The 21,373-nt window shown below is 72.9% G+C and carries 21 protein-coding genes; 12 read left to right on the top strand and 9 right to left on the bottom strand.

Annotated elements, in window-relative coordinates:
• Window positions 1-230: 230 nt before the first annotated feature.
• Window positions 231-1,322 (bottom strand): redox-regulated ATPase YchF, encoded by a 1,092-nt coding sequence (gene ychF, locus AB0K37_RS07395; RefSeq protein WP_345177010.1) that lies wholly within the window; start codon window positions 1,320-1,322, stop codon window positions 231-233.
• Window positions 1,323-1,476: 154 nt separating this feature from the next.
• Here ychF and AB0K37_RS07390 point away from each other — a divergent pair, with 154 nt between their 5' ends.
• The gene (locus tag AB0K37_RS07390) at window positions 1,477-2,862 is read left to right on the top strand and encodes a DNA recombination protein RmuC (protein WP_363976225.1); all 1,386 of its coding nucleotides are present in this window, start codon (window positions 1,477-1,479) and stop codon (window positions 2,860-2,862) included.
• Window positions 2,859-3,473, top strand: a complete 615-nt coding sequence (locus tag AB0K37_RS07385) for a DUF6542 domain-containing protein (RefSeq protein ID WP_363976222.1) — start codon at window positions 2,859-2,861, stop codon at window positions 3,471-3,473. Before AB0K37_RS07390 ends, AB0K37_RS07385 begins: the two co-directional genes overlap by 4 nt.
• Here AB0K37_RS07385 and AB0K37_RS07380 read toward each other — a convergent pair.
• Window positions 3,470-4,432 carry a 4-hydroxy-3-methylbut-2-enyl diphosphate reductase gene (locus tag AB0K37_RS07380; RefSeq protein ID WP_363976219.1) on the bottom strand — a complete coding sequence of 321 codons (963 nt, stop codon included), beginning with the start codon at window positions 4,430-4,432 and terminating at the stop codon, window positions 3,470-3,472. The genes AB0K37_RS07385 and AB0K37_RS07380 overlap by 4 nt on opposite strands.
• Before the next feature lie 139 nt (window positions 4,433-4,571).
• On the opposite strand from AB0K37_RS07380, the gene AB0K37_RS07375 reads away from it, so the two are divergent.
• On the top strand, window positions 4,572-5,495 hold the full coding sequence (locus tag AB0K37_RS07375; protein ID WP_363976218.1) for a hypothetical protein: 924 nt from the start codon (window positions 4,572-4,574) through the stop codon (window positions 5,493-5,495).
• 72 nt (window positions 5,496-5,567) lie between these two features.
• On the opposite strand, the gene AB0K37_RS07370 is transcribed toward AB0K37_RS07375, so the two are convergent.
• Together AB0K37_RS07370 and AB0K37_RS07365 are read right to left on the bottom strand one after the other, a co-directional pair.
• Window positions 5,568-6,848 carry an MFS transporter gene (locus tag AB0K37_RS07370; RefSeq protein ID WP_363976215.1) on the bottom strand — a complete coding sequence of 427 codons (1,281 nt, stop codon included), beginning with the start codon at window positions 6,846-6,848 and terminating at the stop codon, window positions 5,568-5,570.
• Between the two features lie 20 nt (window positions 6,849-6,868).
• Window positions 6,869-7,294, bottom strand: coding sequence for a MarR family transcriptional regulator (locus AB0K37_RS07365; RefSeq protein WP_345176996.1), 426 nt, complete (start codon window positions 7,292-7,294; stop codon window positions 6,869-6,871).
• A 145-nt stretch (window positions 7,295-7,439) separates the two neighbouring features.
• Between AB0K37_RS07365 and xseA the strand changes: the two genes are divergently transcribed.
• Window positions 7,440-8,648, top strand: coding sequence for an exodeoxyribonuclease VII large subunit (gene xseA / locus AB0K37_RS07360; RefSeq protein ID WP_363976212.1), 1,209 nt, complete (start codon window positions 7,440-7,442; stop codon window positions 8,646-8,648).
• Window positions 8,649-8,705: 57 nt separating this feature from the next.
• Window positions 8,706-8,942, top strand: coding sequence for an exodeoxyribonuclease VII small subunit (locus tag AB0K37_RS07355; RefSeq protein WP_353834475.1), 237 nt, complete (start codon window positions 8,706-8,708; stop codon window positions 8,940-8,942).
• A gap of 24 nt (window positions 8,943-8,966) precedes the next feature.
• Here AB0K37_RS07355 and AB0K37_RS07350 read toward each other — a convergent pair whose 3' ends face one another.
• Window positions 8,967-9,701 carry a DUF4245 domain-containing protein gene (locus AB0K37_RS07350; protein ID WP_363976209.1) on the bottom strand — a complete coding sequence of 245 codons (735 nt, stop codon included), beginning with the start codon at window positions 9,699-9,701 and terminating at the stop codon, window positions 8,967-8,969.
• Window positions 9,702-9,721: 20 nt separating this feature from the next.
• Window positions 9,722-10,387 carry a TetR/AcrR family transcriptional regulator gene (locus AB0K37_RS07345; protein ID WP_363976207.1) on the bottom strand — a complete coding sequence of 222 codons (666 nt, stop codon included), beginning with the start codon at window positions 10,385-10,387 and terminating at the stop codon, window positions 9,722-9,724.
• Between the two features lie 207 nt (window positions 10,388-10,594).
• Here AB0K37_RS07345 and glpX point away from each other — a divergent pair, with 207 nt between their 5' ends.
• On the top strand, window positions 10,595-11,629 hold the full coding sequence (gene glpX, locus AB0K37_RS07340; RefSeq protein ID WP_363976204.1) for a class II fructose-bisphosphatase: 1,035 nt from the start codon (window positions 10,595-10,597) through the stop codon (window positions 11,627-11,629).
• 23 nt (window positions 11,630-11,652) lie between these two features.
• On the opposite strand, the gene AB0K37_RS07335 is transcribed toward glpX, so the two are convergent.
• Complete coding sequence (locus AB0K37_RS07335; protein WP_363976201.1) at window positions 11,653-12,264, bottom strand: DUF1707 domain-containing protein; 612 nt, start codon at window positions 12,262-12,264, stop codon at window positions 11,653-11,655.
• A gap of 82 nt (window positions 12,265-12,346) precedes the next feature.
• Between AB0K37_RS07335 and AB0K37_RS07330 the strand changes: the two genes are divergently transcribed.
• The 3 genes from AB0K37_RS07330 to AB0K37_RS07320 all read left to right on the top strand — a co-directional run bounded on the left by AB0K37_RS07330 (window position 12,347) and on the right by AB0K37_RS07320 (window position 15,442).
• On the top strand, window positions 12,347-13,300 hold the full coding sequence (locus AB0K37_RS07330) for an ABC transporter ATP-binding protein (protein WP_363976198.1): 954 nt from the start codon (window positions 12,347-12,349) through the stop codon (window positions 13,298-13,300).
• Window positions 13,297-14,109, top strand: a complete 813-nt coding sequence (locus tag AB0K37_RS07325) for an ABC transporter permease (protein ID WP_363976195.1) — start codon at window positions 13,297-13,299, stop codon at window positions 14,107-14,109. The genes AB0K37_RS07330 and AB0K37_RS07325 overlap by 4 nt, the downstream gene beginning before the upstream one ends.
• 103 nt (window positions 14,110-14,212) lie before the next feature.
• The gene (locus AB0K37_RS07320) at window positions 14,213-15,442 is read left to right on the top strand and encodes an MFS transporter (RefSeq protein WP_363976192.1); all 1,230 of its coding nucleotides are present in this window, start codon (window positions 14,213-14,215) and stop codon (window positions 15,440-15,442) included.
• Window positions 15,443-15,487: 45 nt separating this feature from the next.
• Here the strand turns inward: AB0K37_RS07320 and AB0K37_RS07315 are convergent, their stop codons facing one another.
• Window positions 15,488-15,721: a hypothetical protein gene (locus AB0K37_RS07315; RefSeq protein ID WP_345176975.1), complete on the bottom strand. Its 234-nt coding sequence runs from the start codon at window positions 15,719-15,721 to the stop codon at window positions 15,488-15,490.
• 29 nt (window positions 15,722-15,750) lie between these two features.
• Window positions 15,751-17,169, bottom strand: a complete 1,419-nt coding sequence (locus AB0K37_RS07310) for a PLP-dependent aminotransferase family protein (RefSeq protein ID WP_363976189.1) — start codon at window positions 17,167-17,169, stop codon at window positions 15,751-15,753.
• A gap of 113 nt (window positions 17,170-17,282) precedes the next feature.
• On the opposite strand from AB0K37_RS07310, the gene AB0K37_RS07305 reads away from it, so the two are divergent.
• From AB0K37_RS07305 to AB0K37_RS07295, 3 genes are all read left to right on the top strand, one after another.
• Window positions 17,283-18,224 carry a DMT family transporter gene (locus tag AB0K37_RS07305; RefSeq protein WP_363976187.1) on the top strand — a complete coding sequence of 314 codons (942 nt, stop codon included), beginning with the start codon at window positions 17,283-17,285 and terminating at the stop codon, window positions 18,222-18,224.
• 1 nt (window position 18,225) lies between these two features.
• Window positions 18,226-19,866, top strand: coding sequence for a fumarate hydratase (locus tag AB0K37_RS07300; RefSeq protein ID WP_363976184.1), 1,641 nt, complete (start codon window positions 18,226-18,228; stop codon window positions 19,864-19,866).
• Window positions 19,867-20,014: 148 nt separating this feature from the next.
• Window positions 20,015-21,277 (top strand): serine/threonine-protein kinase, encoded by a 1,263-nt coding sequence (locus tag AB0K37_RS07295; RefSeq protein WP_363976181.1) that lies wholly within the window; start codon window positions 20,015-20,017, stop codon window positions 21,275-21,277.
• Window positions 21,278-21,373: the final 96 nt, after the last annotated feature.

Below are 21,373 nucleotides of genomic sequence, written 5' to 3'. Positions count from 1 at the left end.
GGCTCCGAACGGTGCGCAAGCCTCAGCAGGGGACAAGCGGGACGCCTCCGACGTCGCTTGGTCACGGGATGGCGACGGCGCCCGCAATCCGTTCCCGCCGAAATAACCGACATGAAGTCGAAAAAGCGACACTTTGCGCCAAACTGGCCAGCTCATCCGGCACGTCCGCCGCACCGGCACCGGGTGTCGCCAAAATCACACGGGTCGTGGCCCCGCCCGGTCGGCCGCGGTCAGACGTTGAAGCGGAACTCCACGACGTCGCCGTCCTGCATGACGTAGTCCTTGCCCTCCATGCGCACCTTGCCGGCGGTGCGGGCGGCGGCCATCGAACCCGCCGCGGTCAGGTCGTCGAAGGAGACGATCTCGGCCTTGATGAAGCCGCGCTGGAAGTCGGTGTGGATGACGCCCGCGGCCTCCGGCGCGGTGGCGCCCTTGGGGATCGTCCAGGCGCGCGACTCCTTGGGCCCCGCCGTCAGGTAGGTCTGGAGGCCGAGGGTGGCGAACCCGATGCGGACGAGCTGCGACAGGCCGGACTCCTCCTGCCCCATGCCCTGCAGCAGTTCGAGCGCCTCGTCGTCGGGCAGCTCGATCAGCTCCGCCTCGATCTTGGCGTCCAGGAAGATCGCCTCTGCGGGGGCGACCAGGGTGCGCAGGCGCTCGCGCAGGGCCTCGTCGGTCAGCTCGCTCTCGTCCAGGTTGAAGACGTAGAGGAACGGCTTGGCGGTGAGCAGGTGCAGCTCGCGCAGGAGCTCCAGGTCGATCCCGGCCTGCTCGGCCCCCGCGAACAGCGTGACGCCGTCGTTCAGGAGCTTCTGCGCGGCGTTGACGGCGTCGACGACGGCGAGCTTGTCCTTGTCCTTCTTGGTCCGGGCCTCCTTGTCGAGGCGCGGCAGCGCCTTCTCGATCGTCTGGAGGTCGGCCAGGATCAGCTCGGTGTTGATCGTCTCGATGTCGCGGGACGGGGCGACGTCGCCGTCCACGTGCGTGACGTCCGGGTCCTCGAACGCCCGGATGACCTGGCAGATCGCGTTGGTCTCCCGGATGTTGGCGAGGAACTTGTTGCCGAGCCCCTGCCCCTCCGAGGCGCCCTTGACGATGCCCGCGATGTCGACGAACTCCATCGTCGCCGGGATGACCTTCTGCGAGCCGAACAGCTCGGCGAGGACGGTCAGCCGCGGGTCGGGCACCCCGACCACGCCGACGTTGGGATCGATGGTCGCGAACGGGTAGTTGGCGGCCAGCGCGTCGTTCTTGGTCAGCGCGTTGAAGAGCGTCGACTTGCCGACGTTGGGCAGCCCGACGATTCCGATGGAGAGGCTCACGGCCGTCAAGTTTATGGGCGCTCGCGGACCCCTCGGGCTGCCCGGAACCTCCGTACGGCCTCCCCCTGGTGAACACTGGGCCAAATGTCCGGTGACGTGGGGCCTCCCGGCGCGTCGCGGTCGCCGATCGCGGGCGCGCTGTCACGATGAGCGGATGGACCTCGCGCTGTTCGCCGGACTCCTCGTCGGCGCCGTCTTCGGCGCCGTCGCCGGGTACGCGCTCGCGACGAGCCGGCAGGGGGCGCTGATCGCGCGGGCGCGCGCGGCCGAGGAGAAGCTCGCCTACGCCGAGGGGCGGATGGCCGAGCACTTCGAGAACCTGTCGGCCAAGGCCCTGGACGCCAGCAACCAGCGGTTCCTGGAGCTGGCGGACGCGCGGCTCAAGGCGGCGGGCGCCGAGGCGGCCGGTGACCTGCAGCGGCGGCAGCAGGCCGTCGAGCACCTGGTCGCGCCGCTCAAGGAGACGCTCGCCAAGGTGGAGGAGCAGCTCCGCGAGGTGGAGACGGGCCGCCGCGAGTCGCACGCCATGCTGGCCAAGCAGGTCGACTTCGTCCGGCAGAGCTCCGACCAGCTCCGGCGTGAGACGCAGTCGCTCGTGCGGGCGTTGCAGCGCCCCGAGGCCAGGGGGCGCTGGGGCGAGCTCCAGCTCCGCCGCGTCGTGGAGCTGGCGGGCATGGCGCACCACTGCGACTTCGACGAGCAGGCGAGCTCGGTCACGGCCGACGGCACCGTCCGTCCCGACATGGTGGTGCGGCTGGCCGGAGGCAAGAGCATCGTGGTCGACTCCAAGGTCTCGCTGGCCGCCTACCTCCAGGCGGCGGAGAGCGGCGACCCGGTGCGGCTCGACGCGCACGCGCGGCACCTGCGCGACCATGTCGACCGCCTGTCGGCCAAGTCGTACTGGCAGGCGTTCAGCCCGGCGCCGGAGTTCGTCGTGCTGTTCATCCCGGGCGAGGCCTTCCTGGCGCCCGCCCTCGACCGCGACCCCGGCCTGCTGGAGTACGCGATGACGCGGCGCGTGCACATCGCCACGCCGACCACCCTCGTCACGATGCTGCGGACGGCGTCCTACGCGTGGCAGCAGGCCGCCCTCTCGCGCAACGCCCGCGCGGTCTTCGAGCTGGGCAAGGAGCTGTACGAGCGGCTGGGCACGATGGGGCAGCACGTCGACGAGCTCGGCCGGGCGCTGACCGGCGCCGTCAAGACCTACAACCGGACGGTCGGGTCCCTGGAGACCCGCGTTCTGGTCAGCGCGCGCAAGCTGAACGAGCTCGGAGTGGTGGACGAGGGCCTGGAAAGCCCTCATCCTGTCGAGGAGAGCCCCCGCGCTCTGTCCGCGGCCGAACTGACCGCATACGACGAACTTCTCGACGACGAGGACCATCTGCCAGAAGGGGACCGTTCCCGGCCCGGTCCCGCCGCGGGAGCGGCGGGTCTCGGCGGGCGCGTCCCCGAGCAGGGCGATCCGCGGGACGTCCGGGAGCGGAGCGGGCCGGGGCGTGTGGGAGGCCCGCCTCCCACGGGGAAGAGGTGGCGATGAGTTCATCGACGGTACGCGACGCGCCGGGAGGCTCCTCGGCCTCCCCGGAGGGCCCGGCACGGCGCCGGCGCGGCGGTCCGCCGCGCTCGGAGTCGGCCGGCCCGATCACGCTCACCGGGCGCGGCGGCATCGTCGTCATGTTCGCCGCCGGGGTGCTGTGCGGGCTGATGTCGCGGTGGTTCGGCGTGCCGCTGCTGGCCGGCGCGGGATTCGCGATCGGCTGCGCGCTCGCCGCGTTCGCGACCCGTCCCGCCGACCTGCTCACGCTCGTCGTCAGCCCGCCGCTGGTGTTCCTCGCCGCCACGCTCACGGTCGTGCTCGTCACCACGCTCGGCGACGGCTCGCTGCTGCGCGGCGTCACGGTGGGCGTCTTCACCGCGCTCGCGGCCACCGCGCCGTGGCTGTTCTTCGGCACGCTGCTCGTGGTCGTGATCTGCCTGGCGCGCGGCGTCCTGACGAACGCCCGGGAGCTGCACGACAAGCTGGTCGGGGTCCGCCTCTTCGAGAAGGAGGAGAACGAGAACCCCGTCCGGTGGGACGAGTCCCCCGGCACGCCCAAGGAGGGCCGCCACGCCCGCAGCGACCGGCCGCCCTCCGGGACCGCGGGTTAGACGGGCGTGATGCGCAGGTCCTTGCGGAGCTCCTTCGGCAGGGAGAAGCGCATCCTCTCCTCGACGGACTCGATCTCCTCGGCCTCGCCGTAGCCGCGCTCGGCGAGCCAGGCGAGGACCTCCTGGACCAGCTCGTCCGGGACGGACGCGCCGCTCGTGACGCCCACCGTGGCGACGCCCTCCAGCCAGGCCGGGTCGATCTGCTCGGCGTAGTCGACGAGGTAGGCGGCGTCGGCGCCGTGCTCCTTGGCGACCTCGACCAGGCGGACGGAGTTGGAGGAGTTGGTCGACCCCACGACGATGACGAGCTGGGCCTCCGCCGCCATCTCCTTCACCGCGACCTGCCGGTTCTGGGTGGCGTAGCAGATGTCGTCGGACGGGGGGTCCATCAGCTTGGGGAACCGCTCGCGGAGCTTCTCGACGGTGGCGACGGTCTCGTCGACCGACAGCGTGGTCTGCGACAGCCACGCCACCTTCTCGGGGTCGCGGACGGTCACGTTGGCGACGTCGTCGGGGCCGTCCACGAGGTGGATGTGGTCGGGCGCCTCGCCGGTGGTGCCGATGACCTCCTCGTGGCCCTCGTGGCCGATCAGCAGGATGTCGTAGTCCTGGGCGGCGAACCGGACGGCCTCCTTGTGGACCTTGGTCACCAGCGGGCACGTCGCGTCGATGGTGCGCAGGGACAGGCCCCTGGCCTCCTCGTGCACGACGGGCGCCACGCCGTGGGCGGAGAACACCACGATCGAGCCCTCGGGGACCTCCTCGGTCTCGTCCACGAAGATCGCGCCACGCTCCTCCAGCGTCTTCACGACGTGCACGTTGTGGACGATCTGCTTGCGGACGTAGATCGGGGCCCCGTACTTCTCCAGGGCGATCTCGACCGCTTGCACGGCCCGGTCGACGCCCGCGCAGTAACCACGCGGCTTGGCGAGCAGGACACGGCGCTGGGTGGAGGTCATGGGTCCATCGTACGAGGAGCCGGGCTGTGACCGACTCCACGGCACGCTTTGCCAGAATTCCATTCACCCCGCGTGACCAGGGTCGCACCGATGGGGCAGAGTGAGGGGGACGGAGACGAGGCAGGAAGAGGAATGTCCGATGAGGAAATCGCCGCGCCGCCTCAGTGAGCAGGTCCGCGAAACGGTGGGCGAGCAGGTCCGGGATCTCCCGCTGCACGCCGTCCGGCTGGCCATGTTCGGCGTCGGCCGGGCTTTGCTGCTCAGCGACCGGGTGACCAGGGACTACAAGGAGATCACCGAAGGCGGCGGCGTGAAGCCGGTGGCCCTGCGGCTGCGCGACGACGTCCAGCACACGGCCGGGAAGGTCGTCGGGCTGGTCGCCGAGCGCGTCCGCGGTGAGGAGCCCGAGGCCGAGCCCGCGCCCGAGCCCGCGCGCCGCACCAGGACGGCCGCCGCGCGGTCGGCGGCCACCGAGGAGATCTCGGTCGGCAAGCCCGGCGCCGGGGCGGCCCACAAGCCCAAGCACGCCCGTCCGGGACCGCCGCCGAAGCCCGCCAAGCCGGGCGCCCTGGGCAGGCACCACGCCAAGGCCGAGGGCGGGGCCGCTCCGGTCGCCGAGCCCGCGCCGAAGCCGGTGCCGTCCGAGCCGAAGCCGGAACCCGCGCCGCAGGCCGAGCCCGCGCCGAGCCCGAAGGCCGCCGAGCCCGCGCCCGCCAAGCCCAAGCCCAAGGCGGCCGAGCCCAAGCCGGCCCAGGCTCCGGAGAGCAAGGCCCCGGAGAAGAAGGCTCCGGAGGCGAAGGCCGGGAAGAAGGCCGACGAGGCCGCCTTCGAGCCGAAGCCGGAGGCCAAGCCCGCCGCGCAGGCGGAGGCCGCGCACATCGCCGAGGATCTGCCGGTGCCCGACTACGACAGCGCCACGCTGCCGCAGTTGCGGGCGCGCCTCCGCGGCCTGTCCGCCGACCAGGTGAAGCTCCTGCGCGAGTACGAGCGCAAGCACGCCGGCCGCGAGGACGTCATCCGCATGTACGAGCGCCGCATCGCCAAGCTCAACGGCCTCACCTGAGCCGCCGCAGGCTGAGCGGCACGACAGGACGGAAGCCCCCGGGAGCGCCCGGGGGCTTCCGTCGTCGCGGGGTCAGGCCGCCGCGGGGGCATCCTGGAACGCGTGGTCGACGTCGACGCGCTCCAGCGGCTCCAGGTGGCGGCGGCGCACCGCGAGGATGCCGATCGCGACGGCGCAGCAGGCCGCGCCGACCAGGTACGGCAGGCTCGCGTCGACCTCCTCCGCGAGCTTCGTCGCGATGTACGGGGCGAGCGCGCCGCCCATCCACCGGACGAAGTTGTACCCGGCGGACGCGACGGGCCGCGGGCTGTCGGAGACCTCCATGGCGGCCTCGGTGAACGCGGTGTTGTTCAGCCCGATCGGGATGCCGGACAGGACGGTGCAGACAATGATCCCGCCGTGCCCGAGGAACGCGAGCCCGAGCTGGAACACGATCAGCAGCGCCAGCGCCAGGTGCATGACCCGGACGGTTCCGATGCGCCGCTGCAGCATGGGGGCGCCGAACACCGACGCCAGCGCGACCATCACGCCCCAGCCGAAGAACACCAGGCCGATGCCGTGCGCGCTCATCCCGAGGACGAACGGGGTGAAGGCCAGGACGGTGAAGAACGCGTAGTTGTAGAACAGCGCGGTGAACGCGGTGGTGGACAGGCCGCCGTGCGCCAGGGCCCGGATCGGCGCGCTCAGGCGGGTCTTCTCGGCGGGCTTCGGCGTGGGCCTGAGCAGCGTGGCGATCAGGAGGAAGCCGACCGCCATGAGCGCGGCGGTGCCGAAGAAGGGGAACCGCCAGTTCATGTCGCCGAGCAGGGCGCCGGCGAGCGGGCCGAGCGAGATGCCGATGCCGAGCGCCGCCTCGTACAGGATGATCGCCGACTCGGCTCCGCGCTTTCCCTTCGAGGGGGGACGACCCCCCGCACCCCCCGGATCGCCTCCGGCTCCGCCGGAGGCCGCGCCGACGATGACGGCCAGAGCGGTGGCGACGAACAGGGCGTTGCCGAGCCCCCAGCCGGCGCGGAAGCCGACGAGCTGCCCGACGGTCCCGGACGTCCCGGCGAGGGCGGCGAACGCCACGACGAGCGCGAGGCCGATCAGCAGGGTCCTCTTCCCGCCGATCCTGCTGGACACCCAGCCGGTGACCAGCATCGCCACCGCGGTGATCAGGAAGTAGCTGGTGAACAGCAGGGACACCTGGCTCGGCGAGGCGTCCAGGTTCTTCGCGATCGCGGGCAGGATCGGGTCGACGAGGCCGATGCCCATGAAGGCGACGACCGCGGCGAAGGCGGTCGCCCACACCGACGTCGGCTGCCTGAGGATGCCGCCGCCCTTCGGGGTCGCCGAGGGCTTCGCGTGCATGGGTACCTCCGTGTGCTGGTTCAGGGTGCGCCGAAGAGCTTGTCGAGGGCGGGCAGCGCCGCGGCGACCGCCGCGCGCTCCTCGTCCGTCAGCTCCGCGAACCGCTCGGCGAGGAAGCCGATCCGGCGCTCTCGCCCGGCGGCCAGCCGATCGCGGCCCGGCCCGGTGAGCCGGGCGGTGACGACGCGGGCGTCGGCGCCGCTCCGGCCGCGCGCGACGAGCCCGTCGCGTTCGAGCCGGTTGATCTGCGCCGTCATGGTCGGCAGCCGGACGCCGTGCTCGGCGGCCAGCTCGGTCATCCGCCGCGGCCCGTGCTCCAGGGAGCCGAGCACGGACAGCTGCTGGCTGGTGATCGGCTGGTCGGCGCTGACCTGCCGGAGCATCAGCACCACGTGGCGCAGGCGCCGGTTGAGCTGCTCGGCGAGCTCGCGTTCGGATGCGGTCACGGTGTCTCCTCGGAATTACTTAGCCAGTCTAAGTTAGCTTGGCTAAGATCGGTGGCCCGGCGGCATGTCTCTTCGGTCACACGGATTCTGCCGGGACCGGCGGCGCGCGGCCCGGCGGCCACGCACCGCGCCGTAGGCTGCCTGCATGGCGATGGAGACCACGGCCGAATCCCCGGTTCCGGTTCGCACCGTCCTTCAGGCGGTGAGCGGGTGGATCGGCAGGCTCGGCCGCATCTGGGTGGAGGGTCAGATCACCGACCTCAACGCCCGCGGCGGCACGGTCTACATGACGCTCCGCGACCCGGTGGCGAACATGTCGGTGCGGGTCGTCGGCCCGCGCGCGGTGTTCGAGGCCGCCGGGCCGGCGGTCACCGACGGGGCCCGCGTCGTCGTGCACGCCAAGCCCGACTTCTGGATCAACCGCGGGACGTTCTCGCTCAGCGTGCTGGAGATCAGGCCGGTCGGCGTCGGCGAGCTGCTGGCCCGGCTGGAGCGGCTCAAGCGGGTGCTGGCCTCCGAGGGGCTGTTCCGGCCCGAGCGCAAGCGCCCGCTGCCCTTCCTGCCCGGCCGGATCGGGCTGATCTGCGGGCGCGACTCCGACGCCGAGCACGACGTCCTGGAGAACGCGCGGCGGCGGTGGCCGGCGGTGGCGTTCCGGGTGGAGAACACGGCGGTGCAGGGCTCGTACGCGGTCGGCGAGGTGATGGAGGCGCTGCGCGCGCTGGACGCCGATCCCGAGATCGACGTGATCATCATCGCGCGCGGCGGCGGCGCGATGGAGGACCTGCTGCCGTTCTCCGACGAGGCCCTCGTCCGCGCGGTCCACGCCGCCCGCACGCCGGTCGTCAGCGCGATCGGGCACGAGCAGGACAGCCCGCTCCTGGACCTCGTCGCCGACGTCCGGGCCTCCACCCCGACCGACGCCGCGAAGAAGGCCGTGCCGGACGTGCGCGAGCAGCTCCAGCTCGTCCGGCAGCTGCGCGACCGCGGGCGGCGGTGCCTGTCCGGCGCGGTGGAGCGGGAGCTGGCGTGGCTGCGCTCGGTGCGCTCGCGGCCCGCGCTGGCCGACCCGGTGCGGGAGATCGAGCGGCAGTCCGAGCAGGTCGCGGCGCTGCGCGACCGGGCGCGCCGGTGCCTGTCGGCGGCGCTGGACCGGGCCGGGGACGAGCTCGGCCACACCCGCGCCCGGCTGCTCGCCCTCTCCCCCGCCGCGACGCTGGAGCGCGGCTACGCGATCGTCCAGCGGGAGGACGCGTCGGTGGTGCGGGAGTCGGCGTCGGTCAAGGACGGCGAGCGCCTGCACGTGCGGCTCGCCGACGGGCGCCTCGGTGTGAGCGTGACCGGCCGGGAATGAACCGCGAGTCGCCGCCCGGGGAACGGGAAGTCACCCGGGGGATGAGAGGGTGGGCCGGTGGCTGACGAGAACGGGACGGCCGAGAAGCCGTCGTACGAGCAGGCGCGGGACGAGCTGGCCGACGTCGTCAAGCGGCTGGAGGCGGGCGGCCTGACGCTGGAGGAGTCGCTCGGCCTGTGGGAGCGCGGCGAGAGGCTCGCCGCCGTCTGCGAGGAGTGGCTGGAGGGCGCCCGCGCCCGGCTGGCCGCGGCGCTCGAACGGCCGGACGGCGGCGACGCGGCCGCCCCGTTCTGAGGGGACGCGAGGCCCGCGCGAGGCTCAGGAGGCCGGCGTGGCCGTCGCCGAAGGGGCCGGGCCCCCGTTCTTCGCCTGCTCCTTGAGCGACCCGGCCAGGACGGCCAGCTCCGCGTAGGACGCGGTGCCGGTGACCACGATGCTGACCCCGTCCGGAAGCGTCCGGGCGAGGGAGTTGGCCTTCTTGTCCTTGCGGTAGTACTTGGTCCAGGTGACGCCGTTCACCTGCTGCGTCCCTACCGGCCGGCTGCTGTTGGCCATGCGCGGGATGTACTGCGAGGCCTTCTCGTTGCTCTGCTCCAGCGCCGCGTACTCGTCGCTGGGCGTCACGAACCCCAGGTGCCAGGCGACGGGGCCCTTGCCGTCGGCGTCCAGGCCGTTCACCCGCGAGCTGTTGGGACGCCAGGTGGCGGGCAGCCCCTCGGGCGCGTGGACGGTGTAGGGCGCGTCATTGCGCATCGCCCACAGCTGCGAGCTGTAGTCGATCGTCGGCAGGACCTCCTCGTCGCTGCGCGGCGTGACGACGTAGATCGCCAGCACGAGCAGCAGGCAGGCGCCCATCGCCATGGTGAAGCCGCCGAGCCCCGTGGTCAGCCGCTTGTACACGCCGGGGCTCACCTCGACGACGGGCCGTCCCGCGGGCGCCGCCGTCTCGGGCCGTTCCCGCGCGGCGTCCGTCTCGGGCCCGCCGGCGGGCGCGTCCTGGGCGGGCCCCGCCTGCTGGGTTTCCGGGGCGGAGGATGGGGTCTTGTCGGTCACCCCTCCAGGATCCCCCACCCTCAGCGCTGCTCCGTACCGGGGTTGCGGATCGTGCCGACGATGGCCATGATCTTGTCGGCCAGCCTGCGGGCGGCGTCCTCGTCGTCCAGCAGCGAGATCTCCGAGACCGCGCCCGCCATCGCGCCCGTCAGCACCGTGACCAGGGCCTCGTCGACGCCGCCGTCGGCGGTGTGGAACAGGGCGGCGTTGCGGCGGGCCCACTTGTTCAGGCGCTGGCGCATGACCCGGTCGAACCCGGGGGGCCCGTCGCCGGAGATGAACAGCCGGGCGACGTCCCGCTCGTCGAGGCAGCCGTTGAGGTAGGCGCCCGCGCCGGCGATGAACTGCCGCATGGGGTCCTTCTCGCCGGCCTCCCGGACCGCGCTGATCGCCTCGCGGGTGCGCTCCTGCTGGCGCCCCTGGAAGTCCTCGAACAGCGTCAGGTACAGGTCCGCCTTGCCGTTGAAGTGGTGGTAGAGGCTGCCCACGCTGGCGCCGGCCTTGGCGACGATGTCGGTCACCGCGGCCTGGGCGAAGCCGGACTGGCAGAAGACGTCCCTGGCCGCGGCCAGCAGGGCGCCGCGGGTGGCGGCCCCGCGGTCGGAGGTCCGCGCGGGGCCGTCCGCGGGCCGCGCGCCCCCGTTCTGAGTCACCCCGCCGGACGGGACGTCGATGTCGCTGCTCATGACGCCTGAGATTACGCCCTCTCCCAGGGGGAAACGATCCCTTGTCCGTGCCGCGGTGGTTTCCGGTGCTCGTTCCGCCCGCGCCAGGACACCTGTTCGACCCCGTGCCCGGAAGGCTCGCGGCCCGGCTGGTCTGGTCCAATTTGTGGCCTGCCATCCGGTCCACGGAGAATCCGAGGCACCACCGACCGAAGGGGCTGCCCCGCCATGTCCGAAGAGACCACCGTTTCCTCCCCCCTCACCACCGAGCCGTCGGCTCCGGACCGCAACCTCGCGATGGAGCTGGTCCGGGTGACCGAGGCCGCCGCCATGGCCGCCGCGCGCTGGGTCGGCCGGGGGGACAAGAACGGCGCCGACGGGGCCGCCGTGAACGCGATGCGCCAGCTGATCAACACGGTGTCCATGCGGGGCGTCGTCGTGATCGGCGAGGGCGAGAAGGACAACGCGCCGATGCTGTACAACGGCGAGGAGGTCGGGGACGGCTCCGGCGCCGAGTGCGACGTCGCCGTCGACCCGGTGGACGGCACCCGGCTGACCGCGCTCGGCATGAACAACGCGATCGCGGTGCTGTCGGTGGCGCCGCGCGGGTCGATGTTCGACCCGTCGGCGGTGTTCTACATGGAGAAGCTGGTGACCGGCCCGGAGGCGGCCGACGTCGTCGACATCGAGCGCCCGATCGCCGACAACATCCGCGCGATCGCCCGCGCCAAGGGCTCCTCGCCGCACGACGTGACGGTGTGCATCCTGGACCGGCCGCGGCACGAGGGCATCGTCAAGGAGGTCCGGGAGGCCGGGGCGCGGATCAAGTTCATCCTGGACGGCGACGTGGCCGGCGCGATCATGGCGTCCCGGCCGGGCACCGGCGTGGACCTGCTGCTCGGCATCGGCGGCACCCCGGAGGGCATCATCGCCGCGTGCGCGATCAAGGCGCTCGGCGGGGTGATCCAGGGCCGGCTGTGGCCGCAGGACGACGAGGAGCGGCAGAAGGCCGCCGACGCGGGCCACGAGCCGGGCCGGGTGCTCACCACCGACGACCTGGTGACCTCCGACGACGTGTTCTTCGCCGCGACCGGCATCACCGACGGCGAGCTGGTCGACGGCGTCCGCTACAGCAAGGGCACCGCGGTCACGCACTCGCTGGTCATGCGGTCGCGCAGCGGCACCATCCGGACGATCTCCAGCGAGCACCAGCTGAGCAAGCTGCGCGCCTACAGCGCGATCAACTTCGACACGGCGGTGTAGGGCGGCGGGCCCTCCGGCCGGGCCTACCGGCCGCGGGTGAGGCGGTTGCGGACGCGGCTGCGCAGCGAGAGCTTCGGGGCCCGCGCCCGCACCGAACCGAAGATCAGCGTGCCGCCCACCTCGATGGTCGGGCCCTCGGCCGCGGGACGGGCCCGCAGGTCGCGGGTGCTGAGGATGGTGCGGCCCGTGACGTCCACGCGGACGCCCTCGGGGACCAGGAGCCGGATGCGGCCGCCGAGCACCAGCGAGTCGACGACGATGTGGCGGCGCTGCAGGACGGCCTCGCGCAGGTCGAGCTCCACCGTCCCGAACAGGGCCAGGAGCGGGAGCTTCACCGGGACGACCCAGCGCCCGTCCCGCCGGGTGCGGCCGAAGAAGACCGAGACCGGGCGGTCGTCCACGAGGATGGGCTGCGCCTCCTCGGGGCTGAGGTCGCCGGTGAGCCCCGTCAGCTCGCCCAGGGTGCGGGCGGCGTAGGCGCGGGAGGTGCGCTCGGAGTGCTCCTCGATGGTGAGCCGCCCGTCCGCGAGGGCCTCGCCCAGGACGGCGGCGACGCGTTCCCGGTCGGCGTCGGACGCGCGCAGGTCGCGCACGTTGGTGACCTTCTCGGCCGCCGGGCGATGGGGGACGTCCACAGGGAAGAGGGTATCCCCCGGCGGGGACGGCCCCGTGGAAAACGGGTGGGGATTCATCCCTCCCTTACCTACTGTGAGAGGTATGACCTTGCATCGTGCCGAGATCGCGCCTGCCCGCGAGGGCACCGGCACGGCGGCGATCAGCCTCCGCGGCGTCGTGAAGCGGTTCGGCGGCTTCACCGCCGTGGACGGGCTCGACCTGGACGTCCCCTCCGGCGTCTGCCTGGGGCTGCTGGGCCCGAACGGCGCCGGCAAGTCGACCACGATGAAGATGCTGACCGCGCAGGCGGTCGCCGACGAGGGCACGATCCGCGTGCTCGGCTTCGACGTGCCCCGGGAGTCCAAGCGGGCGCGGGCGGCGATGGGCGTCGTCCCCCAGCAGGACAACCTCGACGAGGAGCTGACCGCGCGCGAGAACCTGGAGGTGTTCGCGCACCTGTACCGGGTGCCGCGCAGGGCGCGGCGCGAGGCGGTGGACGACGCGCTGGCGATCGCGCACCTCACCGAGCGGCAGCTGACCAGGGTGGACGACCTGTCCGGGGGCATGCGGCGGCGGCTGCTGATCGCCCGCGGGCTCGTGCACCGGCCCGCGCTCGTCCTGCTGGACGAGCCGACCGTGGGCCTCGACCCGCAGGTGCGGGCCGAGCTGTGGGGTCTGATCGACGGGCTGCGCGCCGGCGGCACGACCGTGCTGATGTCGACGCACTACATCGAGGAGGCCGAGCGCCTCGCCGACGAGTGCGCGCTGATGTCGCACGGCAGGGTCATCGCGCGGGGCACGCCGTCGGCGCTGGTCGCCGAGTACGCGGGCGAGCGGGTCGTCGAGCACTACGGGCCGCCGGACCGGCTGACGGAGGTGGAGCGGGTCGCGCGGGCGGCCGGACTGCCGACGCGCCGCACCGGGCCCTCGGTGTCGGTGCTGAAGGCCGAGACCATCGCGCCCTCCGTGGAGGACGAACTCGGCCCGGACGGCGTCCGCCGGGCCTCCAACCTCGAGGACGTGTTCGTGGTGCTGACCGGGGAGCGTGTGGAGTGACCGTCCAGGCGGAAGCGGTGACGGCGGAGCGGGCGCCGCGTCTGCGGCGGTTCGAGGCGGCCCCGGTCCGCGGGATCTGGCGCCACGAGCTGGCCCTCTACAAGCGGTACTGGAAGTCGCAGTCGTTCGCCTCGATGGTGGAGCCGACGTTCTTCCTGCTGGCCTTCGGCTACGGGTTCGGCTCGATGGTCGCGGTGATCGGCGACTACCGGTACCTGGACTTCGTCGCGACCGGCGTCGTCGGGACCGCGGCGCTGTTCACCTCGGTGTTCCCGGGGATGTTCAACGGCTACATCAGGCGCGTGTTCCAGCACACCTACGACGCGATGCTCGCCGCGCCCGTGGACGTGCACGAGCTGGTGACGGGCGAGGCGCTGTGGATCGCGGCCAAGTCGGCGGTGTACTCGTGCACCCCGATCATCGTGGCGCTGTTCTTCGGCCTCGACCCGTCCCCCGGGATGCTGCTGGTGCCGTTCGTGACGTTCTTCACCGCGCTCGGCTTCGGCCTGTTCGGCATGTGGACGTCGTCGGTGGTGCCGTCGATCAACTCGTTCGACTACGTGATCACCGGCGTGGTGACGCCGCTGTTCCTGATCGCCGGAACGTTCTTCCCCGTCGACGCGCTGCCCGGCTGGGCGCAGAAGGTGTCCCACCTCAACCCGCTGTACCACTGCGTGCAGCTGGTCAGGGACGCGGTGTTCGGCCTGCACCCGCTCGCCGACCTCGGCCACCTCGGCGCGCTGGTGCTGTTCGCCGCGCTGATGTGGATCATCGCCGTCCGGGGGATGCGCAAGCGCCTCATCGGCTGACGGTCCCCGCCCATTGACCTGGGGCGTACCCTGTCCCTACGCTGACGCGAATCTTCTTCACATTGCGTCCGCTTACGGTGCGCAGCCAGAGAGGTCGGGGCGCATGAGCGAGGGCACCACCGCCCGGGACCGCCGGGCCCGGTTCGCCGCGTACACGGCGTTCGCCGTCCAGGGGCTCTGCTTCGCCTCGCTGGTGACGCAGGTACCGAAGATGCAGGAGTCGCACCACCTCAGCGATGCCACGCTGTCGCTGGTGCTGCTCATGGTGCCGCTGGTCGCGGGCGTGGGGAGCGTCGCGTCCGGCGCGCTGTTCCAGCGGCTCGGCAGCGCCCCGGTGCTGCGCGTCTCCCAGCCCGCCGTGGCCGTCACGATCGCCCTGATCGGCCTCACCGGCGACAACGACCTGGCCCTCTACGTGACCGTCGCCGCCTTCGGCCTGTTCGTCGGCGCGGTGGACGCCTCGATGAACGCCCAGGCGATCGCCGTCGAGCGCCGGTACGGGATCAGCCTGATCACCGGGTTCTACGCGGTGTGGAGCGTCGCGGGGATCCTCGGCGGCCTGTGGGCGTCCCTCGCCAACAAGGTGGACCTGTCGCTGTTCGCCGGCTTCGCGATCGCCGCCGCCGTCGGCGTCGCCGCCTCGCTCGCCACCGCCGGCCGCCTCTACCGCCGCGCGGAGGAGGGGGACGGCCCCACCGCCGAGGAGCTGAAGGCGGCCGGGCGCAGCGTCCCGTGGCGCCCGATCCTGGTCGTGGGCGCCGCGATGGCCGTCGCCTACCTGGCCGACTCGGCGATCTCCAGCTACGGCGCCAAGTACCTGGACGACGAGCTGTCCGCGAGCGACTGGGTCGCCCCCCTCGGCTACGTCGCCTACCAGGTCACCATGGTCGTCAGCCGCGCCGTCGCCGACCTCGCCGTCCGCCGCTCGGGCGCCGTCAGGGTGGTGCGGATCGGCGGACTGGTCGGCATCCTCGGCATGGCCGGGGTGGTCGCCGCGCCCAACGCGGCCGTCGCCATCGCCGCGTTCGCGCTCGCCGGGCTCGGCCTGAGCGTGATCGCCCCGGTGTCCTTCTCCGCCGCCGGACGCGTCGACCCGACCGGCCTCGGCGTCGCCGTCGCCCGGGTCAACATCTTCAACTACGTCGGCTTCGTCCTCGGCGCCGCCGTGGTCGGGGCCATCGCGCCGCTCAGCACCGACCACGGCCTGCGCATCGCCTTCATCGTCCCGACGGCCCTGATCCTGGTCGTCTTCGCCACCGCGAAGGGCTTCGCCCCGGACCCGGTCGAGGGCGCCCGCCCCGACGCCCCCGCCATGGAACGCCCCATGGCCTAGTCACACCGCGTCAGCCCAGGGGGGCGGCCCCTGGGCTGACACTGGTCACGCGTCTTCGGCCAAGGCCGTGACGGCGCGCTCGCCTTCCGTCTGAGCCTCCTCGGGAGACATGTCCTTCAGGGCTTGGCTGAGCGCCACTTCGGCGGCGTCGGCCGCGGCCCGGAGCGTCACGGCGTGCTCCTGCGCCCGTTCGAGGTCGCCCAGACCGACACAGTCGAAGGCCACCTGCGCGTCGTGGCCGGCCATCTTCAACTGCCGCGCGGCCTCTTCCAGACTCATGCATACCTCCTACACCGGGGATGCTGTTCCTACCCTCCATCACCGTGAGCAACCGCTTGACCCAGCAGTTGCGCGGCTTTGACCAGGCGCGGCTCCGGGAGACCCGCGTAGCCCAGGACGAGCGCGGGGGGCGCCTCCTCGGCGCGGCGCGGCGACCACATGGCGCGGGCGCCCGCGACCGACACCCCGGCCCGCGCGGCGCGCTCCACGACCCCGTCCTCGTCGCACCCGCCCGGCAGTTCCACATAGAGGTGGATGCCCGCTGAGACGCCGTGAACCCTGGCGCCGGGCAGGTTCTCGGCGAGCGCGCCGGCGAGGGCGTCCCGCCGGGCCCGGTACCGCCTCCGCATGGTGCGCAGATGCCGGTCGTAGCCCCCGCCGCGCAGGAACTCGGTCAGCGCGTACTGCTCCAGGACGGGCGCGCCGAGGTCGGTGTTGGTGCGGTGCTCCCGCAGGCCCTCGGCGAGGAACGGCGGCGCGAGGGCCCAGCCCAGGCGCAGGGCGGGGGCGAGCGACTTGCTGACCGAGCCGAGGAGGACGACCCGGTCGGGGTCGACGCCCTGGAGGCAGCCGACGGGGTCGCGGTCGTAGCGGAACTCGGCGTCGTAGTCGTCCTCCAGGATCACGCCGTCCACGTCGCGCGCCCAGGCGATCAGCGCGGCGCGGCGCGCCGGGGACAGCACGACGCCGGTCGGGTACTGGTGCGCGGGCGTCACGAGCACGGCGCGGGCCTGGGTGCGGGCGAGCGCCGCGACGTCCAGGCCCTCCTCGTCCACCGGGACGCGGACGAGGCGGACCCCGGCGGCGGCCAGCATCGGCAGCTGCCGGACGCTGGTGGGGTCCTCGACGGCGAGCGCGGTGTGGCCGTCGGCGAGCAGCTGGCCGAGCAGGCCCGACAGGCCCTGCGCCACCCCGTTCATGATCACGATCCGACCGGGGTCGGCGTGCGCGGCGCGCACCCGGCCGAGGTAGGACGCGAGCTCGGCCCGCAGGTCCGGGACGCCGGCCGGGTCGGGGTAGGCGAGCGCGTCGTGCGGCAGCGTGCGCAGCGCGGTGCGGGCGGCGGCGATCCAGCGCTCGCGGGGGAACGCCGCGAGGTCGGGCTGTCCCGGCGTCAGGTCGTACAGGACGGCCGGTTCCGTCCGGGGCTCGGCCGGCCGGGCCGGCGGCCGGGCCGGCGGTCCGATCTCCTCGTCGGGGCGGGCCAGCGGCGCGATGCGGGTGCCGTCGCCGCGCCGGGCGATCAGGAAGCCCTCGGCGGTGAGCTGCTCGTAGGCGGTGACGACGACACCGCGGGAGACGTCCAGGTCACGGGCCAGATCACGGCTCGACGGCAGCCGGGTCCCGGCGGTCAGCCGGCCGGAGCGCACCGCCGCGCGGAAGCCCGCGGCGATCTGCGCGGCCAGCCGCCCGGCGGACCGGTCGAGAGAAAGATGAAGGTCGGTCACATGACTCTCAGCGTCAGGGGGCGGTGTGGACGTCACGGAGAGGTTATTGGTCCCCGTTCAGGGGGATTGATTGGCTCTGTCCGATGGACCAACCGCGCCCTAGCGTTCAGTGCATGAACACCTCCCACAGGCGCGGCATGGCGGGGGCCGGGGCCGCGATGTCCCTCGTCGGCACGCTGACCGCCGTCTCGGCGACCATCTCCGGCTATCCCGTCTTCGGCGGCCAGGCGGCCCGGTACGCCGCGGCCGCGCTGGTCCTGCTCGGCGTGGCGCGCCTCGCCGGAGGGCCCGCCCGCCGGCCCTCCGCCCGCGACTGGCTGCTGCTGACGGCGCTGGCGGCGACGGGACTGGTCGCGTTCAACGTCTGCGTCGTGCTGGCCACCCGGGACACGAGCCCGGCCACCGTCGGCACGGTGATCGCGACGGTCCCGATCGTGCTGGCGGTGGTCGGGCCGCTGCTGGACGGCCGCCGCCCCGCCCCGGCGATCATCGCGGCGGCCTGCGTGGTGGCGGCGGGGGCGGCGCTCGCGAACGGCTTCGGGGGCGGCGGCGTCCGCGGGCTGCTGTTCTCGCTCGGCGCCCTCGCCGGGGAGGTGGGCTTCTCGCTGCTGGCCGTGCCCCTGCTGCCGCGCCTCGGGCCGCTGCGGGTCTCCGCCTACTCCGCCGCGCTGGCCGTCCCGATGCTGCTGGCGGCCGGCCTGGTCGCGGACGGGACGGCGCTGCTGCGCGTCCCGACCGCCGGCGAGCTGGCCGGCTTCGCCTACCTGTCGATCGTCGTCACCACGATCGCGTTCCTGCTCTGGTACGACGCGATCGGGCGGCTCGGGGCCGACCGCGCCGGGCTGTGCGCGGGCCTGATCCCGATCAGCGCGGTGGTCACGACCGTCGTGCTCGGCATCGACCGGCCGGGGCCGGCCGATCTGGCGGGCGCCGCCCTGGTCGCCGCGGGCGTCGTGGTGGGCCTGCGCGCCCGGGTCGCCCCCCGTGGGCCCGCGCCCGCCGAGCCCGTAACCTGTGAGGCGGCCCCCATCGGAATCGCGCGAGGATCTGCCTGAGATGCCTGACTTCTCCTACACCGACCTGCTTCCGCTCGGCCCGGACGAGACCGACTACCGGCTCCTGACCTCGGGCGGGGTCTCGACGTTCGAAGCGAACGGGCGGACGTTCCTGCAGGTCGAGCCGGAGGCCCTGCGGCTGCTCACCGAGACCGCCATGCGCGACATCGCCCACCTGCTGCGTCCGGCGCACCTGGCGCAGCTCCGCCGGATCCTGGACGACCCCGAGGCGTCCCCCAACGACCGGTTCGTCGCGCTGGACCTCCTGAAGAACGCGGGCATCGCGTCCGGCGGCGTCCTGCCGATGTGCCAGGACACCGGCACCGCGATCGTCATGGGCAAGCGCGGCCAGCACGTCCTGACGGACGGCGACGACGAGAGGCACATCTCCCGCGGGGTGTACGACGCCTACACGAAGCTGAACCTGCGCTACTCGCAGATGGCGCCGGTGACGATGTGGGACGAGAAGAACACCGGCTCCAACCTGCCCGCGCAGATCGAGCTGTACGCGACGCCCGGCGACGCCTACAAGTTCCTGTTCATGGCCAAGGGCGGCGGCAGCGCCAACAAGTCGTTCCTGTTCCAGGAGACCAAGGCCGTCCTGAACCCCAAGCGGATGATGTCCTTCCTGGAGGAGAAGATCCGCTCGCTCGGCACGGCCGCGTGCCCGCCGTACCACCTGGCGATCGTCGTGGGCGGCACGTCCGCCGAGTACGCGCTGAAGACCGCCAAGTACGCCTCGGCCCACTACCTGGACGCGATGCCCACCGAGGGCTCGCCGCTCGGGCACGGGTTCCGCGACCTGGAGCTGGAGCTCCAGGTGTTCGAGCTGACGCAGAAGCTCGGGATCGGGGCGCAGTTCGGCGGCAAGTACTTCTGCCACGACGTGCGGGTGATCCGGCTGCCGCGGCACGGCGCGTCCTGCCCGGTCGCGATCGCCGTCTCGTGCAGCGCCGACCGGCAGGCCCTCGCCAAGATCACCGCGGAGGGCGTGTTCCTGGAGCGGCTGGAGACCGACCCCGCCCAGTACCTGCCCGACACCACCGACGAGCACCTGGACGACGACGTCGTCGCCATCGACCTGAACCGCCCGATGGCGGAGATCCGCGCCGAGCTCACCCGGTACCCGGTCCGGACGCGGCTGTCGCTGACCGGCCCGCTCGTCGTGGCGCGCGACATCGCGCACGCCAAGATCAAGGAGCGGCTGGACGCGGGCGAGCCGATGCCGCAGTACCTGCGCGACCACGCCGTCTACTACGCGGGCCCGGCCAAGACGCCCGAGGGCTACGCGTCGGGCTCGTTCGGCCCGACCACGGCCGGCCGGATGGACTCCTACGTCGAGCAGTTCCAGGCGGCGGGCGGCTCCCTGGTCATGCTGGCCAAGGGCAACCGGTCCAAGCAGGTCACGGACGCCTGCAAGGAGCACGGCGGCTTCTACCTCGGCTCGATCGGCGGCCCGGCGGCGCGGCTCGCCCAGGACTGCATCAAGAAGGTCGAGGTCCTGGAGTACCCGGAGCTCGGCATGGAGGCCGTCTGGAAGATCGAGGTCGAGGACTTCCCGGCCTTCATCGTGGTGGACGACAAGGGCGAGGACTTCTTCGCCGACACCACCGGGCCCGTCCTCAGCATCGGCAGGCGCTGACCCCGGCAGCGGCCGGCGGCCCCGCCCGGGGCCGCGGGAGGCGGTCCCCCGCGGTTTCTTGTCTCAAGGTCACAGTATTGGGCCAAAATTCGCGTTGGTGATGAAGTCTCCCCGATGACCGGCTGGCTACTCCGGTATCTTTTCCGCCATGTCACAGTCAGAGCGCCTCGTGCTAGCGACGCGCTACCGGCTGGTCTCGGAGATAGGTCAGGGCGCCAACGGCACCGTGTGGAGGGGGCACGACGAGCTCCTCGACCGCGCTGTCGCGATCAAGGAACTGCGGATCCCCGACAACCTCGCCGAGGACGACCGGGTGCTCTTCTACCGCCGTACCCTCCGGGAGGCGCGCGCGCCCGCGCAGCTGCGCACGCACTCCATCGTCGAGGTCTACGACGTGGTCATCGAGCAGGGCCGTCCCTGGATCGTGATGGAGATGATCGAGGCGCCCAGCCTCGAACAGCTCATCGAGCGCTCGGGCCCGCTGCCGCCCGAGCGCGTCGGGCACATCGGCCGCGCCCTGCTGGACGCCCTCAACACCGCGCACAAGGCCGGGATCGTGCACCGCGACCTGAAGCCGAGCAACGTGCTCCTGGACGGCGACCGCGTCGTCCTCACCGACTTCGGGCTCGCGTTCTCCTCGGGTTCGGCGAGCCTCACCGCGACGGGCCACTTCATGGGGTCGCCCGCGTACGTGGCGCCCGAGGTCGCCGCCGGGGAGAAGGCGACCCCGCGGTCCGACCTGTGGTCGCTCGGCGCGACGCTGTACGCGGCGCTGGAGGGCCGCCCGCCGTTCGAGCGCGAGAACGTCATGGCGACGCTGTCGGCGCTGGCCAACGAGTCGACCCCCGCCCCGCAGAACGCCGGCGCGCTCGCGCCCGTCATCACCGGCCTGCTGGAGAAGAACCCGACCCGGCGGCTCAGCCACGCCCGCGCGGTCGACCGGCTCGAACGGGCCATGGCGGGCCCGCGCTCGGGACGCCGCGCGCCGACCCCCCGCTACCGGCTGATGGTCGTGATCGGCCTCATCGGCGCGACCGTCGCCTCCTGCGGCATCGGCGCCACCGCCCTCATCGTCGGCATGATGCGGGAGAGCCCCGGCCCCTCCCCCACCGCCGCCGCGTCCACCCCGGCGGGCACCACCCAGGCCGCCGCGCCGCCCGGCGCCGCGACCAGCACGCTGGTCGTCCGGGCCCGCACCGACTCCTGCAAGATCTTCGTGTCGGTCCCGGGGGCCGCGATGACGGTGCTCAGCGACGAGACGCTGCGCATGGGCGAGGCGCGCCGGTACGACCAGCCGCGCATCAACGCGGTCGTCTACGACGCGTCCGCGTGCGACGTCTGGGTGAACGGGCGGCAGAAGCCGGCGGGCAAGCCGGGCGAGCGGCAGAACTACACGCTGAACAAGGAGTGATCCGCGCCTCACGCGGGAATGCGTGACCCACCGACGGGGCTGGCCCCTTCAGGCGGCGACTGACGACGGCGGCCGCCGAGGTCGAGTGGGAGGCGT

It is taken from the genome of Actinomadura sp. NPDC049753, from assembly GCF_040674655.1.
Taxonomy (GTDB): Bacteria; Actinomycetota; Actinomycetes; order Streptosporangiales; family Streptosporangiaceae; genus Spirillospora; species Spirillospora verrucosospora.
The sequence above is the reverse complement of the archived record's forward strand: the minus strand, read 5'-3'. Positions and strand labels throughout refer to the sequence as shown.

Excerpts from the sequence above, each read along its gene's own strand:
- AB0K37_RS07390 (WP_363976225.1), top strand. The coding sequence starts at position 1,477 with ATGGACCTCGCGCTGTTCGCCGGACTCCTCGTCGGCGCCGTCTTCGGC.
- AB0K37_RS07385 (WP_363976222.1), top strand. The coding sequence starts at position 2,859 with ATGAGTTCATCGACGGTACGCGACGCGCCGGGAGGCTCCTCGGCCTCC.
- AB0K37_RS07380 (WP_363976219.1), bottom strand. The coding sequence starts at position 4,432 with ATGACCTCCACCCAGCGCCGTGTCCTGCTCGCCAAGCCGCGTGGTTAC.
- AB0K37_RS07375 (WP_363976218.1), top strand. The coding sequence starts at position 4,572 with ATGAGGAAATCGCCGCGCCGCCTCAGTGAGCAGGTCCGCGAAACGGTG.
- AB0K37_RS07370 (WP_363976215.1), bottom strand. The coding sequence starts at position 6,848 with ATGCACGCGAAGCCCTCGGCGACCCCGAAGGGCGGCGGCATCCTCAGG.
- xseA (WP_363976212.1), top strand. The coding sequence starts at position 7,440 with ATGGCGATGGAGACCACGGCCGAATCCCCGGTTCCGGTTCGCACCGTC.
- AB0K37_RS07345 (WP_363976207.1), bottom strand. The coding sequence starts at position 10,387 with ATGAGCAGCGACATCGACGTCCCGTCCGGCGGGGTGACTCAGAACGGG.
- glpX (WP_363976204.1), top strand. The coding sequence starts at position 10,595 with ATGTCCGAAGAGACCACCGTTTCCTCCCCCCTCACCACCGAGCCGTCG.
- AB0K37_RS07330 (WP_363976198.1), top strand. The coding sequence starts at position 12,347 with ATGACCTTGCATCGTGCCGAGATCGCGCCTGCCCGCGAGGGCACCGGC.
- AB0K37_RS07320 (WP_363976192.1), top strand. The coding sequence starts at position 14,213 with ATGAGCGAGGGCACCACCGCCCGGGACCGCCGGGCCCGGTTCGCCGCG.
- AB0K37_RS07315 (WP_345176975.1), bottom strand. The coding sequence starts at position 15,721 with ATGAGTCTGGAAGAGGCCGCGCGGCAGTTGAAGATGGCCGGCCACGAC.
- AB0K37_RS07305 (WP_363976187.1), top strand. The coding sequence starts at position 17,283 with ATGAACACCTCCCACAGGCGCGGCATGGCGGGGGCCGGGGCCGCGATG.
- AB0K37_RS07300 (WP_363976184.1), top strand. The coding sequence starts at position 18,226 with ATGCCTGACTTCTCCTACACCGACCTGCTTCCGCTCGGCCCGGACGAG.
- AB0K37_RS07295 (WP_363976181.1), top strand. The coding sequence starts at position 20,015 with ATGTCACAGTCAGAGCGCCTCGTGCTAGCGACGCGCTACCGGCTGGTC.